This window comes from Mesorhizobium sp. CU3 (assembly GCF_006442965.1).
Classification (GTDB): Bacteria; Pseudomonadota; Alphaproteobacteria; order Rhizobiales; family Rhizobiaceae; genus Mesorhizobium.
This window is the reverse complement of sequence record NZ_VFWX01000024.1, coordinates 18,903-33,023: the sequence shown is the minus strand read 5'-3', so window position 1 is coordinate 33,023 and position 14,121 is coordinate 18,903. Positions and strand designations below refer to the sequence as shown.

Annotated in this window: 10 protein-coding genes; 5 read left to right on the top strand and 5 right to left on the bottom strand. The window is 61.7% G+C overall.

The features are described 5' to 3' along the window. Window positions 1–150: 150 nt before the first annotated feature. From FJ988_RS28090 to FJ988_RS28075, 4 genes are all read right to left on the bottom strand, one after another. Window positions 151–1,815, bottom strand: coding sequence for a sulfotransferase (locus FJ988_RS28090; RefSeq protein WP_140822170.1), 1,665 nt, complete (start codon window positions 1,813–1,815; stop codon window positions 151–153). 77 nt (window positions 1,816–1,892) lie between these two features. Next, on the bottom strand, window positions 1,893–3,548 hold the full coding sequence (locus FJ988_RS28085; protein WP_140822318.1) for a sulfotransferase: 1,656 nt from the start codon (window positions 3,546–3,548) through the stop codon (window positions 1,893–1,895). Between the two features lie 245 nt (window positions 3,549–3,793). After that, on the bottom strand, window positions 3,794–5,464 hold the full coding sequence (locus tag FJ988_RS28080) for a sulfotransferase (protein ID WP_140822316.1): 1,671 nt from the start codon (window positions 5,462–5,464) through the stop codon (window positions 3,794–3,796). Between the two features lie 200 nt (window positions 5,465–5,664). Further along, complete coding sequence (locus tag FJ988_RS28075; RefSeq protein WP_140822167.1) at window positions 5,665–7,329, bottom strand: tetratricopeptide repeat-containing sulfotransferase family protein; 1,665 nt, start codon at window positions 7,327–7,329, stop codon at window positions 5,665–5,667. A 115-nt stretch (window positions 7,330–7,444) separates the two neighbouring features. Between FJ988_RS28075 and FJ988_RS28070 the strand changes: the two genes are divergently transcribed. From FJ988_RS28070 to FJ988_RS28050, 5 genes are all read left to right on the top strand, one after another. Then, window positions 7,445–8,557 (top strand): pyridoxal phosphate-dependent aminotransferase, encoded by a 1,113-nt coding sequence (locus FJ988_RS28070; RefSeq protein WP_140822165.1) that lies wholly within the window; start codon window positions 7,445–7,447, stop codon window positions 8,555–8,557. An 87-nt stretch (window positions 8,558–8,644) separates the two neighbouring features. Next, on the top strand, window positions 8,645–8,929 hold the full coding sequence (locus FJ988_RS28065) for an acylphosphatase (protein ID WP_140822163.1): 285 nt from the start codon (window positions 8,645–8,647) through the stop codon (window positions 8,927–8,929). A gap of 262 nt (window positions 8,930–9,191) precedes the next feature. Then, a complete protein-coding gene (locus FJ988_RS28060; RefSeq protein ID WP_140822161.1) occupies window positions 9,192–10,340 on the top strand; it encodes a CAP domain-containing protein in 1,149 nt (382 codons plus the stop codon). Window positions 10,341–10,425: 85 nt separating this feature from the next. Further along, the gene (locus tag FJ988_RS28055) at window positions 10,426–12,156 is read left to right on the top strand and encodes a type I secretion system permease/ATPase (protein WP_140822159.1); all 1,731 of its coding nucleotides are present in this window, start codon (window positions 10,426–10,428) and stop codon (window positions 12,154–12,156) included. Between the two features lies 1 nt (window position 12,157). Then, on the top strand, window positions 12,158–13,585 hold the full coding sequence (locus FJ988_RS28050; protein WP_246688681.1) for an HlyD family type I secretion periplasmic adaptor subunit: 1,428 nt from the start codon (window positions 12,158–12,160) through the stop codon (window positions 13,583–13,585). Here FJ988_RS28050 and FJ988_RS28045 read toward each other — a convergent pair. Then, window positions 13,503–14,108, bottom strand: a complete 606-nt coding sequence (locus FJ988_RS28045; protein ID WP_140822157.1) for a MarR family winged helix-turn-helix transcriptional regulator — start codon at window positions 14,106–14,108, stop codon at window positions 13,503–13,505. The genes FJ988_RS28050 and FJ988_RS28045 overlap by 83 nt on opposite strands. Window positions 14,109–14,121: the final 13 nt, after the last annotated feature.

Here is a 14,121-nt window from a genome sequence, read left to right as displayed (position 1 = left end):
ATCGACTTGTCGAAAATCGAAACCCGGCGGGCAACTGCCGGGTTTTTTGTTGGAACTCACGGCATCGTCGCGCCGACACTGTCAGACGCTTGTAGGGATCGCCGCGATGTGAGCCGCTCAGTCCCGTGCCAGCCAGCGGTGAATAGGCGCTCAAGACCCCGCGAGATCACCCAGGGCCTCGATCAGCGGCTCGATTACTTTGCCGTAATTCTTCCAACGGTTCATCGACGAGGTGTAGATCGGCTGCCGGACCTGCCAGCGGCTGAACGTATTAACCGACCCGCCCTTGTCAAAGAAACGCAGGCAGGCATCGTCCCATTTCAAACCGAGGTGATCGATCAGGCGGCGCGACTGCCCTTCCTGATCCGACACGAGATCTTCATAACGATTGTGCAGAATCTGCTCGGGAAAAACCCGGTCCCAATGACGCATGAGTCTATCATATTCGCGATAATACAGCCCAAGCGATCTCAGATCGGCGTTGTAGGCGTTGTCGTCGTTGAAGTTCAGAAAATAGCATGAGATGCAATTGTCGACGGTATCGCGGCGGCAATGAATGATGCGAGCCTTGGGAAAAAGCAGCCTGATCAGGCCTACAAGCTCAAAATTATGGGGCAGCTTGTCGATGATCCTCGGAGCATCCCGCGATTTTTGCCTGATGTGAGCCAGATACTCATCGGCGAGTGATCTCGACTGATCGGCCGTCATAGCAAGGATCGATCTGCGCAATTCGTCAGGAGAGCGTGTCGTCGGCGCCAGCCTGTTCGTAATGCGCCTAAGTTTCGTCAATTCGCCGGCACCGTGGACATCGGGATGGCTGGCGCAGATCTGCTCGGTCAAGGTGGTGCCCGAACGCGGCATGCCGATCACAAAGACAGGCACTTCCGAAGCGCTTCCATACCCTACCCTTGCGGCCAGCATCTCAGGGCTGAACAAGTCGATCATGAAATCGACGCTGCGGCGGTATTCATCGATATTGAGCCGCGGCAAGAGCTCTTTCGCCTTCCGCGCATGAAACATGGCTTCTTCGTACCGTCGAAGATCGTTGAGGATTTTGGCCGCCGCGTAGTGGAGCAGCCTTATTGTTTTGCCATCAAGCGCCGGCTTTTCGATTTCAGTCAAAATGGACTGCAGTTCTTCCGGCTCTCCGGAGAATTTTCGGATACCGACCAGGCTATTGTAAGCAGCGCCAATATTCTGACGACGACTGATCGCCTCCCTAACGTATTTTGCCGCTTCCTCCATGCGGCCGAGACCGACAAGCGCATTGGCCAATTCCACTCTGGCAAGCGGGTGGCTGTCGTCGATTTCGAGAGTCCTCCGATAAAGAGGTATCGCAATGTCGGCCTTGCCGAATTCCGCGTTTGCCTTGCCCAGCGCACAAAGCGCATCGGCCCAGCCGGGTTTCAGTTCGCAGGCGAGTCCAAAATGTCTGACTGCGTCCGGATGTTCTCCGACTTTCAAATAGGCCTCGCCCAAGGTGAAATGATACTGGGGATTCCGCGGCGCTTCCTTCAGTGCCCGTTCGAAACAGCGAATGGCCATTTCATCGTCCAGACCACTCGCAAACGTTCCCAGCAGATACAGGGCAAGATGGTTCCGGGGCGACTGCGCCAGAACACGGCGACACAGGGCTTCCGCTTCCAGCACCTTGTTGTCACGATACAAAGTGAGCGCCTGCCTGAGCAGCGTGTCATTTGCCTGCTCCAGCGATGGTTGACTGACCTTTGGCTGCGTGGTTTTCGGCGGCTGGTTTCCTGATGCCGACCGGGCTTTGAGGTGTTTTGACCAAGCGGGCGGCAGTCGGTTGCTCATTACTTCTGGCTAGCAAAAACAGGCCTTGGAATCCAGCATGACGGCCCGCCTGCGATCATCTCTCGAGCGCCTTTCGCTCAAATATCCGCGAGATCGCCAAGCGCCTGTATCAGCGGCCGGATTTCGTTCTCGTAATTCTTCCAGCGTTTGACGGACGACTTGTAGATCGGCTGACGAACCTGCCAGCGACTGGGAGTTGTGACCGAGCCCCCCCTGTCGAAAAACCGCAGGCAGGCATCGTCCCACGGCAAGCCGAGGAAATCGACGAGCCGGCGGGACTGGGCTTCCTGGTCCCCGACGAGCTCCTCGTAGCGGCTTGCCAAGATACGACCGGGGAAGAGCTTCTCCCAGTGTCGCATCAACCGATCATACTCCCGATAGTAGAGCCCGAGTGTGCGCAGATCGGCGTTGTAGCCATGTGCTCCGCGGAAGATCTGGGTAAAGCATGAAACGCAATTGTCGATGGCATCGCGGCGGCAGTGGATGATGCGCGCGTTCGGAAACAGAATTCCGATGAGGCCGATCAACTCGAAATTGTGGGGCATCTTATCGACGATACGAAGGGCCGAAGGCGCCCGCTCGCGCAGATAGAACAAATGCTCATCGGCCAATGTCTTGCACAGGTCGCCAGTGATCGACGAGACCGAGCGGCTCAACTCCGCCGCCGAGGTGTTGGTGAGGCCGAGCCCGTTTGCCGCTCTGCGCAGTTTGCTGAGTTCGCCGGCGCCATGCACATCGGGATGGCTGGCGCAAATCTGCTCCGTCAATGTTGTTCCCGAACGCGGCATGCCCAGAACGAAGACGGGCACTTCGGACGGGTTTCCGTGACCTGCCTTGGCAGCCAGCATTTGCGGACTGAAAACGCGGATCGTGGCGTCGACCCAACGGCGATAGGACTCCAGATCATACTTGTGACCCGCCGCCAGCTTGGCCTTCTTGAAATGATCCATGGCGTCCTGGTAGCGCCGAAGATCGTTCAGCACCTTGCCGGCGGCATAATGAAGGTTCTCCGCCCCTTCCGGATCGAGCCGCGGATCGTCGAGTTCCCTCAGAATGGCTTTGAGTTCGGCCGGCTCTTCGGAATATATGCGCGTGTTGACCAGACTGTTGTAGGCAGCCGGCATCGCGACGCGAAGCTCGATCGCTTCTTCGAGATGGACCTTGGCGTCATCCATGCGGCCGAGACTGGTGAGCGCGCCGGCCAGACCCGTACGAATCTTGGGGTAATCGCGGTTGATGCCGAGCGCTTTCTCGTAAAGCGGCAAGGCCAATTCAGCCTTGTCGACCCTGACGTAAGCACGCCCCAACGAGCAAAGCACCTCGACCATGTCGGGCTGGAGCTCGAGGGCGTGCTGAAAATGCTCTATCGCGGACGAATGTTCCCCGACCATCGAATAGGCTTCGCCCAGGCCAAGGTGGAAGTAGGGGTTGTGAGGGTTTTCGCCGATCGCCCGCGCGAAATACCGCAACGCCAGCTCGTCATCGAAGCCAAGCACCAGCGTGCCCATGACATAAAGGGCTACCGGATGATTTGGCGTCCTCTCCAGCACGCGAAAGCACAGTTCCTGAGCCTCTGCAAACCGTTTGAGTTGCTGGAGCTCGACCGCCTGCCTCAGGAGCACGTCGTCCGTCTGCGCAGGGGGTGACGGCTTTGCTCTCGGCAAGGGCGCGGCCACTGGCGCAGCCGGCGCTTTCAGATGTTTGGACCAGGCGGGCGGCAGTCGGTTGACCATCATCCCGGCTAACAGAAAACTGCGCGGAATCCAGCAAGAGACCGGCTGTGCCAGCGTCAAGGAACGATCACTTTTCCGTCGTCGCTTCGTGAAGTCATATTCAGACAATTCGGCGTGAGCGGAACCAGCGCACGCAGGCGGTCGCGCTGGCGGCAAAGTCCCGTTACCGCTTCCCACGCGACCTTTGCCGCTCGACGGCGCCCATCGCACTCCGCTTCCCGGCGCGACAAAATCATACGGCCCGATCAGGTCTCGGCCAAATCGCCCAAGGCGTCGATCAATGGTTGGATTTCACTTTCATAGTTTTTCCATCGCTTGACCGACGAACTGTAGATCGGCTGGCGAACCTGCCAGTTGCTGTAAGTATTTACCGATCCCTCTCTATCAAAAAATTTCAGACAAGCATCGTCCCAAGGGAGCCCGAGATAGTCTATCAGGCGGCGCGACTGCTCTTCCTGATTTTCAATCATTGCCTCATAGCGGTTTTGAAAGATGCGCCCCGGAAAAATGCGGTCCCAGTGGCGCATCAGGCGATCATACTCCCGGTAGTAAAGCCCGAGCGTCTCAAGATCAGTGCTATAGGCATGCCCATCATTGAATTTCAGAATGAAGCATGAAATGCAGTTGTCGATGGCATCTCGACGGCAATGAATAAAGTGCGCGTTGGGAAAGAGAATATCGATCAGGCCGATCAACTCGAAATTGTGGGGCATCTTGTCGATAATCCGAAGCGCGTTCGGATCCCGATCTCGGAGATAGGCAAGGTGTTCCTTGGTCAGCGTCGAAGAGAGTTCAGGCGTGATCGAAGCGGCCGCTTCGCTCAAACTCGCGAAAGATCCGTATCCGAGCCCGATTCCATTCGCTATCCGCCTAAGCTTGCTGAGTTCGCCGGCGCCATGAACATTGGGATGGCTGGCGCAAATCTGCTCAGTCAGTGTCGTGCCTGATCGAGGCATGCCCAGTATGAAAACAGGTACGTCAGATAGATTCCCATAAGCGGCTTTTGAGGCCACGAGTTCCGGCGTGAAAGTTTCGATCATGGCATCGACCCATCGGCGGTAGTTGTCCAGATCGAATTTGCGGCCGGTTTGATTTCCTTGCTTGAAGTGGTCGATCGCCTCTTTGTAACGACGCAGGTCGTTGAGCACCTTGCCCGCAGCGTGATGAAGCTCCTGCAATCCGTCAGATCCATGGTTCGGCTGTTGCAGTTCCGCCAAGATTGCTGCGAGTTCCGGTGGCTCTTCCGTGAATTTGCGGGCGTGCATAAGTACATTGTAGGCTGCTGGCACCTCAATACGCCGCTCTATGGCGTCTTTCAGATGAACCACGGCTTCGTCCATACGACCAAGGCTTGCGAGCGCGTTGGGCAGCCCCAACCGAGCCGATGAGTGATCTGGATTAATCTTGAGCGCCCTCTCGAAAAGAGGCAGCGCCATTTCCGACTTGTCGGATGCTTTGTAAGCATCGCCCAAGGCGCAAAGCGCCTCCACCAAATCCGGCTTCAAGGCCAGGGCGCGTTCGATGTGTCTGATTGCCGGCGTAAATTCGCTGAGCTGCAGATAAACTTCGCCAAGGGTAAGGTGGAAGTAGGGATTTTGCGGCTCTTCACCGACCGCCCTAGCAAGATAGCGCAAGGCCTTCTCGTCGTCGTATCCTATTCCAAGTGTACCCAAGGTATACAGAGCCAGCGGATGGTTTGGCGTACGCGCCAAGACGCTGAGACATAGCTCCTCGGATTCTTGCAGCCGCCCGGCCTTCTGCAGTTCGTAGGCCTGCGTCAGTAGCCTGCCATCAGCTTGATTGCGGGGCGGACCGGCGTGGGGCTGAACTTTCAGTGGGGCTTTCGGTGCCACGACCTTCGCCGAAGTTTGGGCCTTGAGGTGTTTGGCCCAGGCGGGCGGCAGTCGATTGACCATCATTCCGGCTAACAGAAAATTCAGGCGAATCCAGCATGAAACCATCCGTTTCGGCTGGAGGAAATGATCACTTTTCCGTAGTCGCCACGTGAGAAGGCCGCCTCAAGTCTAAAGCTTGACCCGGATCAGTGGCAGTCTCTGACTCATCTGCTGTCTCGGGCAAAAACAAGAGGCCGAATTCAACTCGGCAGAGCCGCGCGCTATGTTTCGGCCAGATCGCCCAGTGCTTCGATCAACGGTTGAATCTCGCGCTCATAGTTCTTCCAACGCTTTACCGACGATTTATAGATCGGTTGGCGAACCTGCCAGCGGCTGGGGGTATTGACCGAGCCATCTCTGTCAAAGAAGCGCAGGCAAGCATCATCCCAGGGTAGCCCGAGATAGTCGATTAGGCGGCGGGACTGTGTTTCCTGATCCTCAACCAAAGTTTCGTAACGATTCTCGAAGATGCGACCCGGAAAAACGTCGTTCCAGTGGCGCATCAAGCGGTCGTATTCGCGATAATAAAGGCCGAGCGCCCGCAGGTCCGAGTTGTAGCTGTGCGCCGAACTGAAGGGCAGGACATAGCATGACACGCAATTGTCGATGGCATCGCGGCGGCAGTGGATGATGCGCGCGTTGGGAAAGAGGAGAGTGAGGAGGCCGATCAGTTCGAAATTATGCGGCATCTTGTCAACGATGCGCAGCGCGGTTGGCGCACGTTCCCCCAGATAGGAAAGATGCTCCGCGGCCAAGGTCCTGGACAGGTCTTCGGTGATCGTCGCCACCGGTTTGCTTAAGTCGGAAGCCGATGTTTGCAGCCCGATCGCGTTGGCCACCCGTCTCAGCTTGCTGAGTTCTCCGGCACCATGGACCCCGGGATGGCTGGCGCATATCTGCTCCGTGAGCGTCGTCCCCGACCGGGGCATACCGACCACGAACACAGGCGCTTCGGACGGGTTGCCATAGCCCGACCTTTCGGCAAAGAAGTCCGGCGTGAAGGTCTCGATCGTCGAGTCGATGAAACGACGATGCCTGTCAATGTCGAACTCGTAGCCTTCGGCCTGCTTGGCCTTGCTGAAATGGTCGAACGCCTCTGCGTAGCGCTTGAGGTCATTCAGCACTTTGCCAGCTGCGTAGTTGAGACTCGCCTTGCCCTCAGGTTTGAGTTCCGGACTTTCCAGATCGCGCTGGATCGCCTGTAATTCCGGCGGCTCCTCGGTGAATTTTTTTGTCTGCACGAGGTCATAGTAGGCGGCCGCCACGTCAATGCGTCGTTCGATTGTCTCCTTGAGATAGGACGCAGCGTCATCCATGCGCCCGAGGCCGGTAAGGGCTGCGGCCATTCCGATCCGTGCTTTGGGGTGGTCGCTGTTGATCTTCAGCGCCTTTTCATAAAGCGGCAAAGCAAGGTCGGGTTTGTCGAACTGGGTGTAGACGCCACCAAGGGCGCAAAGCGCCTCGATAAGGTCGGGCTGCACTTCCAGGGCATACTGGATGTGCTTGATCGCGGCCGAAAACTCGCTCTGCTTCGCATAGGCTTCGCCCAAGCTGAGATGGTAGTATGGATTTCTAGGCTCCTCGCCAAGCGCTCGAGCGAAATACCGCAGCGCGACCTCGTCGTCGTAGCCTAGACAAACGGTGCCCATGATGTAAAGCGCCAGCGGATGGTTCGGAGTACGCGCCAGCACCTCAAGGCATAGATCCTGGGCCTCGGCCAGTCGCTTGGCCTGTTGATGTTCGTAGGCCCGCATCAGCAATTGATCGTCAACACGCGCCTGCGCCGACGGATTCGCCTTGTTGGGACTTGGCTGGGGCAAGCGGGGTTTCGGCGCGGGACCGGACTTGATATGCTTTGCCCAGGCGGGCGGCAGACGATTGTTCATCCAACCTCGCTAGCAAAAAGCCACGCAGGAATCCAGCCTCCGACACGCCGCGCCAACCTTGCGCCCATCCCGCCGCCACGCTAGCAAGAAGCTCCTCATTCCACGCGAGCTTGCCATGCGTCTTCGCCCTTCCCTCACGCCGGTGGTCGGCGCGCTTCCCACCACAGTGCCGTTCGTCGGACCGGAGGCGCAGGAGCGCGATCGCGGGCGGCCTTTTCGCGCCCGCATCGGCGCCAATGAGAGCAGTTTCGGGCCCTCGCCGCGCGTCATGGCCCGCATGGAGGCCGTCGCGCGCGACCAGTGGATGTATTGCGACCCCGACAATTACGAACTGAAGGTGGCGGTGGCCGCGCATCATGGCGTGGGGGTCGAGAACGTGGTCGTCGGCGAGGGCATAGACGGGCTGCTCGGCCTGGTCGCGCGCATGTATGTCGCGCCGGGCGAGGCCGTCGTCACCTCGCTCGGCGCGTATCCCACCTTCAATTTCCACATCGCCGGCGTCGGCGGCCGCCTGGCGACGGTGCCCTATGCCAACGACAAGGAAGACCTCGAGGGGCTTCTCGCCAGGGTCGCGAGCGAGAAGGCGCTGCTGGTCTACCTTTCCAACCCCGACAATCCGATGGGCAGCTGGTGGGAGGCGCCGGACGTCACGCGCTTCATCGAGGCGTTGCCGCAAACCACCATGCTGGTGCTCGACGAAGCTTATGGCGAGTTGGGGCCGGCCTCGGCGCTGCCGCCGATCGACGTGTCGCGGCCGAACGTCATCCGCATGCGTACCTTCTCCAAGGCCTATGGGCTGGCCGGCATACGCTGCGGCTATGCGGTGGCCGAAGCCGAGGTGATCCGCGACTTCGAGAAGATCCGCAACCACTACGGCGTCAGCCGCATGGCGCAGATCGTCGGCCTCGAGGCGCTGGCGGACCAGGATTATCTGCGCTCCGTGGTGGAGCGCGTGGCCGCCGGGCGGCGGCGGATTTCGGCGATCGCCGAAGAGAACGGCCTGAAGCCGCTGCCGTCGGCAACCAACTTCGTCACCATCGATTGCGGCAAAGACGGCGCCTTCGCGCTCAAGGTGATGCAGGGCCTGTTGTCGCGCGACGTCTTCATCCGCAAGCCGATGGCGCCGGGGCTCGACCGTTGCATCCGGGTCAGCGTCGGGCTCGACCACGAACTCGACATCTTCGCGCAGGAACTGCCGGGCGCGCTGGCGGCGGCGCGCGGGAATTAGCGGCAGCGCCAGACCTCGCTCGAACCTTGTTGTCTTTTGCGGGCGCCCTGCCAGATTCTGCGTGGCATAGAGCCTGACGGAGCACCAATGCAAGCTGAGCACAGAGCAATCCAGGCTCGCATCTCGGGCAAGGTGCAAGGCGTCGGCTACCGGGTCTGGGCGCGCGGCGAAGCGATGCGCCTCGGGCTTACGGGGTGGGTCCGCAACGAACCCGACGGTTCGGTGTCGGCATTGATCGCGGGGAATAGCGACGCCGTGGCGGCCATGATCGATCGCCTTCGGCAAGGGCCGCGCGGCGCCGCGGTGTCGCATGTCGAGGTCGCGGAATTGTCAAATGCCGAGGCGCCGGCCGACTTCCGCATCATCGCCTGACGAGGGCAATTGCGGGAAAAAATGCGTGACGGGCGGGAAGCGCCTTTGCCAAGCGCTTTACCCAAAATTGCGTGAAAACAAAGAGATGTAGCAGTTCGGCGAAATGGCGAACCGCCTTAGCAGAACCTCGAACACGATATATGTGCGTATATTCTAATTTTTTACTTTAGCACGCTGTCATAAACGTGTTTGGTCCCCAGCCAGAGGTCGGGCGACGCAGAATCAGGGGGTTCCATACCGATAGAATCAACGGGGATTTTCAATGACGCAGCACAATGCCAACGAGCAATATCTGCTCGAGCTCATCAATGCCGAGCGCGCCAAGGCGGGCGTCCAGCCTCTCGCCTTCGACAACGACCTTAGCGAAGCCGCCGAGGGACACGATAAATGGATGCTGGCGACCGACACGTTCTCCCACACCGGTTCCGGCGGCACCTCGCCGACGACGCGCATGAAGAATGCCGGCTATGTGCTCAGCGGTTCCTGGGCGACCGGTGAGAACATCGCCTGGGCAACGACGCGTGCGCCGACCGGCTATGTCGACGAGGTCAAGCTCCTCCATACCAATCTGATGAATTCGTCGGGGCACCGCGCCAATATCCTCAATGCCAATTTCCGAGAGGTCGGGCTTGCCTTCGAGGTCGGCGACTACCAGGGCCGCAGCAGCGCCTTCGTCACCGAGGATTTCGCCAAGAGCGGCACGGATCTGTTCCTCACCGGCGTCGCCTTCGATGACAAGGACGGCGATCGTTTCTACGATCCGGGCGAAGGGCTGGGCGCCATCACGGTGACGGCCAAGAATTCCGCCGGCCAGACCTTCAAGACCACCACCTCTGCCGCGGGCGGCTACGACCTGGTGCTCAAGCCCGGCACCTACACGGTGACCTTCTCAGGCGCCAACATCGCCACCACGACGAAGACGGCGACGATCGGCACCAAGAATGTCAAGAGCGACCTGATAGATCCGGTGATGAAATCCGGCTCGCTGGCGGCGACCGCATCGGCCGAGGACAGCGGTTCCGGCGCCAGCCCCGCGCCGGCCACGCCGACCACGGGCCAGGACACCGGCACGAATACCAAAACCTGGCTCGCCGACTTCTTCGGGCATCGTTCCGGCACACGGGGGTTCACCGAGTCGGGAGACGGCGCCGGCAAGCAGCATACGCTTGCGTTCGACGGCGATCACTTCCAGTTCAGCAAGGGCTTGCCGACCAAGCTGGCGACCGTGCCGGACGCATCGGACCACGTCCACCAGGCGGTGGAAAAGGCCGTGGCGGCACTGCACGATCACCTGCCCGCCGACAATCCGATGTTCGGTGATGCGGCCGATGCCGCGCAGTCGACCGTCAACAAGATCCTGGCGCAGATCGCCGAACATTCGAACCATCAGACGGCGGATTTCGTCGGCTGATCCATCGCCTGTGGCGGACCGCGCCGCAGTCGCGGCCCGCCGACCGGCAACCGAACGATATGCCAATCCGGGGTAGGACCATCTGATACGCTCGACGTCGCCAGAGCAGAAACCTTCCGAGCTTCGCAAGGCGCTTGCCTCCTTCCGCGGCCCGTATACGGCTGTCGCCGCCTTCAGCGGGCTGATCAACGTGCTGATGCTGTCGGGCTCGCTGTTCATGCTGCAGGTCTACGACCGCGTGCTGCCCAGCCGCAGCGTGCCGACGCTGGTTGCGCTGATCGTCCTGGTGGCGGTGCTCTACGCCTTCCAGGGCGTGCTCGACGCGGTGCGGGCGCGGGTTCTGACGCGCATCGGCGCCGGCATCGACGAGCTCATCGCCGGCCGCGTCTTCGACTGCCTCGTGCGCCTGCCGCTGAGGACGCGCGACCGCGGCGAAGGCCTGCAGGCGCTGCGCGATCTCGACCAGGTCAGCGGCTTTCTCTCCGGCCCCGGCCCCGCAGCCCTGTTCGACCTGCCGTGGATGCCGCTTTATGTGGTCGTCTGCTTTCTCTTCCATCCATGGATCGGCGTCGCCGCACTGGTCGGCGCGCTGCTCCTGGTGGCGCTGACGGCGCTCACCGACCGCATGGTTCGCGGCCCGACCAAGGCGATGTCCGGCTTCGGCACCAGGCGCGGCGCGATCGCGCAGGCGAGCGCCCGCAACGCCGAGGTGCTGGCCGCCATGGGCATGGGCGAAAGGCTGGCCAAACGCTGGAACCACGCGAACAACGCCTTCCGCGAGGCGCAGGCTCAGGCGAGCGACCTGACCAGCGGCTTCGGTGCTGTCTCCCGCATCCTGCGCATGATGCTGCAGTCGATGGTGCTGGCGCTCGGCGCCTATCTGGTCATCTACCAGCAAGCGACGCCCGGCATCATCATCGCCAGTTCTATCCTCACCGCGCGCGCGCTGGCGCCGATCGAGCTGGCCATCGCGCATTGGAAGAGTTTCCTCAACGCGCGCCAGAGCTGGCAGCGGCTGGACGATCTGTTCGCCGTCTTTCCGGCCAGCGAGAGCGGCATGGATCTGCCGGCGCCGAGCGCGACGCTAGCGGTCGAACATGTCGGCGTCGCACCACCCGGCGGCAAGCGGATGGTGGCGGAGGACATCGACTTTTCGCTGAAGGCCGGATCCGGCCTGGGTGTCATCGGCCCGAGCGGCTCCGGAAAATCCTCGCTCGCCCGCGCGGTGGTCGGGGTCTGGCCGGCGGCCGGCGGGAAAATCAGGATCGACGGCGCGGCGCTCGACCAGTGGCCAGCGCAGGCGCTCGGCCGCCATGTCGGCTATCTGCCGCAGGACGTCGAATTGTTCGCCGGCACGGTCGGCCAGAACATTTCCCGCTTCGATGAGACCGCCACGCCGGCGGCGATCATCGAGGCCGCGCAGGCCGCCGGCGTGCACGACATGATCCTGCGCCTGCCGGAAGGCTATCAGACGGAGATCGGCGAGAGCGGTGCTGCCCTGTCGGCCGGACAGCGACAGCGCGTGGCGCTGGCGCGCGCGCTGTTCGGCAACCCGTTCCTGGTGGTACTGGACGAGCCCAATTCCAATCTCGACGCTGCCGGCGACCAGGCGCTGACGCGGGCCATCGAAGGCATCAAGGCGCGCGGCGGCATCGTCATCGTGGTCGCGCATCGGCCGAGCGCGCTTGCCGCGCTCGATCATCTCCTGGTGCTGAACGGCGGCCGGCAGCAAGCGTTCGGGCTGAAGAGCGATATCGCGCGGCAGGCCCTGCAGCCGGTGGCGACGCCGCTGCACGCGGTCGGATCGGCGGGCTGAGATGGCAGCGGTAGCGAGCTATTTCAAAGCCGACCAATTGCGCGCCATGCGAGACGTCGTGCGGATCGCCAAGGCCCGGTCAATCAACCTGCTCGATCGCGGCGCGAAACCCGTGGAAGGCGCTTCGCCGCAGCAGCAGAGCCTGCGCCAGGCGATCCGCAGGAATGTGCGAATCGGAGCGATCGCCGCAGCTCTGCTGGTCGGCGGGCTCGGCCTCTGGGCAGCGGCGAGTAGTCTTGCCGGAGCCGTGGTTGCGGGCGGCCATCTGGTCGTCGATTCCAACGTCAAGGCCGTCCAGCATCCGCAAGGCGGCGTGATCGGCGCGCTCAACGTGCAGAACGGCAGCATGGTTTCCGCGGGCGACGTGCTGGTACGGCTCGACGACACGGTGGCGCGCGCCAATCTCGGCATCGTCGACAACAATCTCGACGAGCTTGCCGCCCGCCGCGCCCGGCTGATCGCCGAGCGGGACGGCGCTGCTGTGGTGACCTATCCCGAGGATTTGCTGGCAAAGGCATCCGACCCCGAGATCGCCCACCTGATCGATGGCGAGAACCGGCTGTTTTCGCTCCGGCGGCAGGCGCGGGATGGCCAGGTTTCCCAATTGCGCGAGCGCGTCGTGCAACTGCGCCAGGAGATCGCCGGCATCGAGGCGCAGTTGAAGAGCAAGCAGGAGGAGATCACGCTGACCAAGGTTGAGCTCGACAGCATGCGCAGCCTCTGGAAGAAGAAGCTGGTGCCGATCTCGCGCAAGACCGAGAGCGAGCGAGCCCAGGCAAGGCTCGACGGTGAAAACGGCCAGCTCGTTGCAGCCGCTGCACAGACGCGCGGCCGCATCAGCGAGATCGAGCTGGCGATCATCCAGATCGACCAGGACATGCGCAGCGAAGTGGCCGGCGAATTGCGTGAGATCGACGCCAAGATGGGCGAGTTGCGCGAGCGCAAGATCGCCGCCGAGCAATCGCTGAGGCAGATCGACATCCGCGCCCCGCAATCCGGCCGTGTGCACCAACTGGTGGTCCACACGGTCGGCGGCGTGATCGCTCCCGGCGAGGCGATCATGCAGATCGTGCCGACGGCCGACGCGCTGGTGGTCGAGGCGCGCGTCGCCCCGCAAGACATCGACCAGGTCCGTATCGGACAGCCTGCGACGCTCCGCCTTTCGGCCTTCAGTCAGCAGACGACGCCCGAAGTCGAGGGACAGGTAGACCGCATCTCGCCCGACCTCATCGAGGACCCGAAAGCGGGTGTGGCTTATTATGCGGTGCGCATCGCGCTAAACGAGGCGAGCCTCAAGCAGGCGGGACCGCTGGAGCTGAAACCCGGCATGCCGGCCGAGGTGTTTCTCAAGACCGGCGACCGCACTGTCTTGTCCTATCTGCTGAAGCCGCTGACCGACCAGGCAAGCCGGGCTTTCCGCAGCGACTAAAGCGTGCCCTTGGCAATCTCTCGCGTGCCACCGCCGAGCAGCCGTGTGATGCGCTCAAGGCGTCGGAAAGCTCGCAGGCTTCGTCGTCGGCAAGGCCGGCGGTCAGGCGGGCCAAATCGCGATCGGTCGCCGCCTGCAATCCTGCCAGCGCCGCATGGCCGCGGGCGGTCAACGACAGGCGACGGCCCCTGCCCTTTCCATCGACGCGCATTTCGGTCATGCCGGCAGCGGCAAGTTTCCTCAATATGCGCGTGACGTAGGCCGGATCCAGCCGCAGCGCGAGGGCGATTTCCGACGCCGCCGTCCCAACGTCGAGACAGAAGGCCTTCGCGAGAAAACTGGTCACGCCGCTCATGCCGGCGACGGGCACGCCGGACCGGCGATCCAGTTCGAACAGCACCCGGGCTTCGGCCAGGCCATGGCCACTGTGCATCAGGGTTTCGTCGAGCAAGCCGACCAGGCCCGTGTAGAACCGGTTGAAACCACGGATTTCAGCGATCAGCAAACCGCGCTCGACCGGCATGTCAGGCTCCAGC

What these genes read in the sequence shown, in the direction of transcription:
- FJ988_RS28090 (WP_140822170.1), bottom strand. Translation starts at nt 1,815, where the DNA reads ATGAGCAACCGACTGCCGCCCGCTTGGTCAAAACACCTCAAAGCCCGG.
- FJ988_RS28085 (WP_140822318.1), bottom strand. Translation starts at nt 3,548, where the DNA reads ATGGTCAACCGACTGCCGCCCGCCTGGTCCAAACATCTGAAAGCGCCG.
- FJ988_RS28080 (WP_140822316.1), bottom strand. Translation starts at nt 5,464, where the DNA reads ATGGTCAATCGACTGCCGCCCGCCTGGGCCAAACACCTCAAGGCCCAA.
- FJ988_RS28075 (WP_140822167.1), bottom strand. Translation starts at nt 7,329, where the DNA reads ATGAACAATCGTCTGCCGCCCGCCTGGGCAAAGCATATCAAGTCCGGT.
- FJ988_RS28070 (WP_140822165.1), top strand. Translation starts at nt 7,445, where the DNA reads ATGCGTCTTCGCCCTTCCCTCACGCCGGTGGTCGGCGCGCTTCCCACC.
- FJ988_RS28065 (WP_140822163.1), top strand. Translation starts at nt 8,645, where the DNA reads ATGCAAGCTGAGCACAGAGCAATCCAGGCTCGCATCTCGGGCAAGGTG.
- FJ988_RS28060 (WP_140822161.1), top strand. Translation starts at nt 9,192, where the DNA reads ATGACGCAGCACAATGCCAACGAGCAATATCTGCTCGAGCTCATCAAT.
- FJ988_RS28050 (WP_246688681.1), top strand. Translation starts at nt 12,158, where the DNA reads ATGGCAGCGGTAGCGAGCTATTTCAAAGCCGACCAATTGCGCGCCATG.
- FJ988_RS28045 (WP_140822157.1), bottom strand. Translation starts at nt 14,108, where the DNA reads ATGCCGGTCGAGCGCGGTTTGCTGATCGCTGAAATCCGTGGTTTCAAC.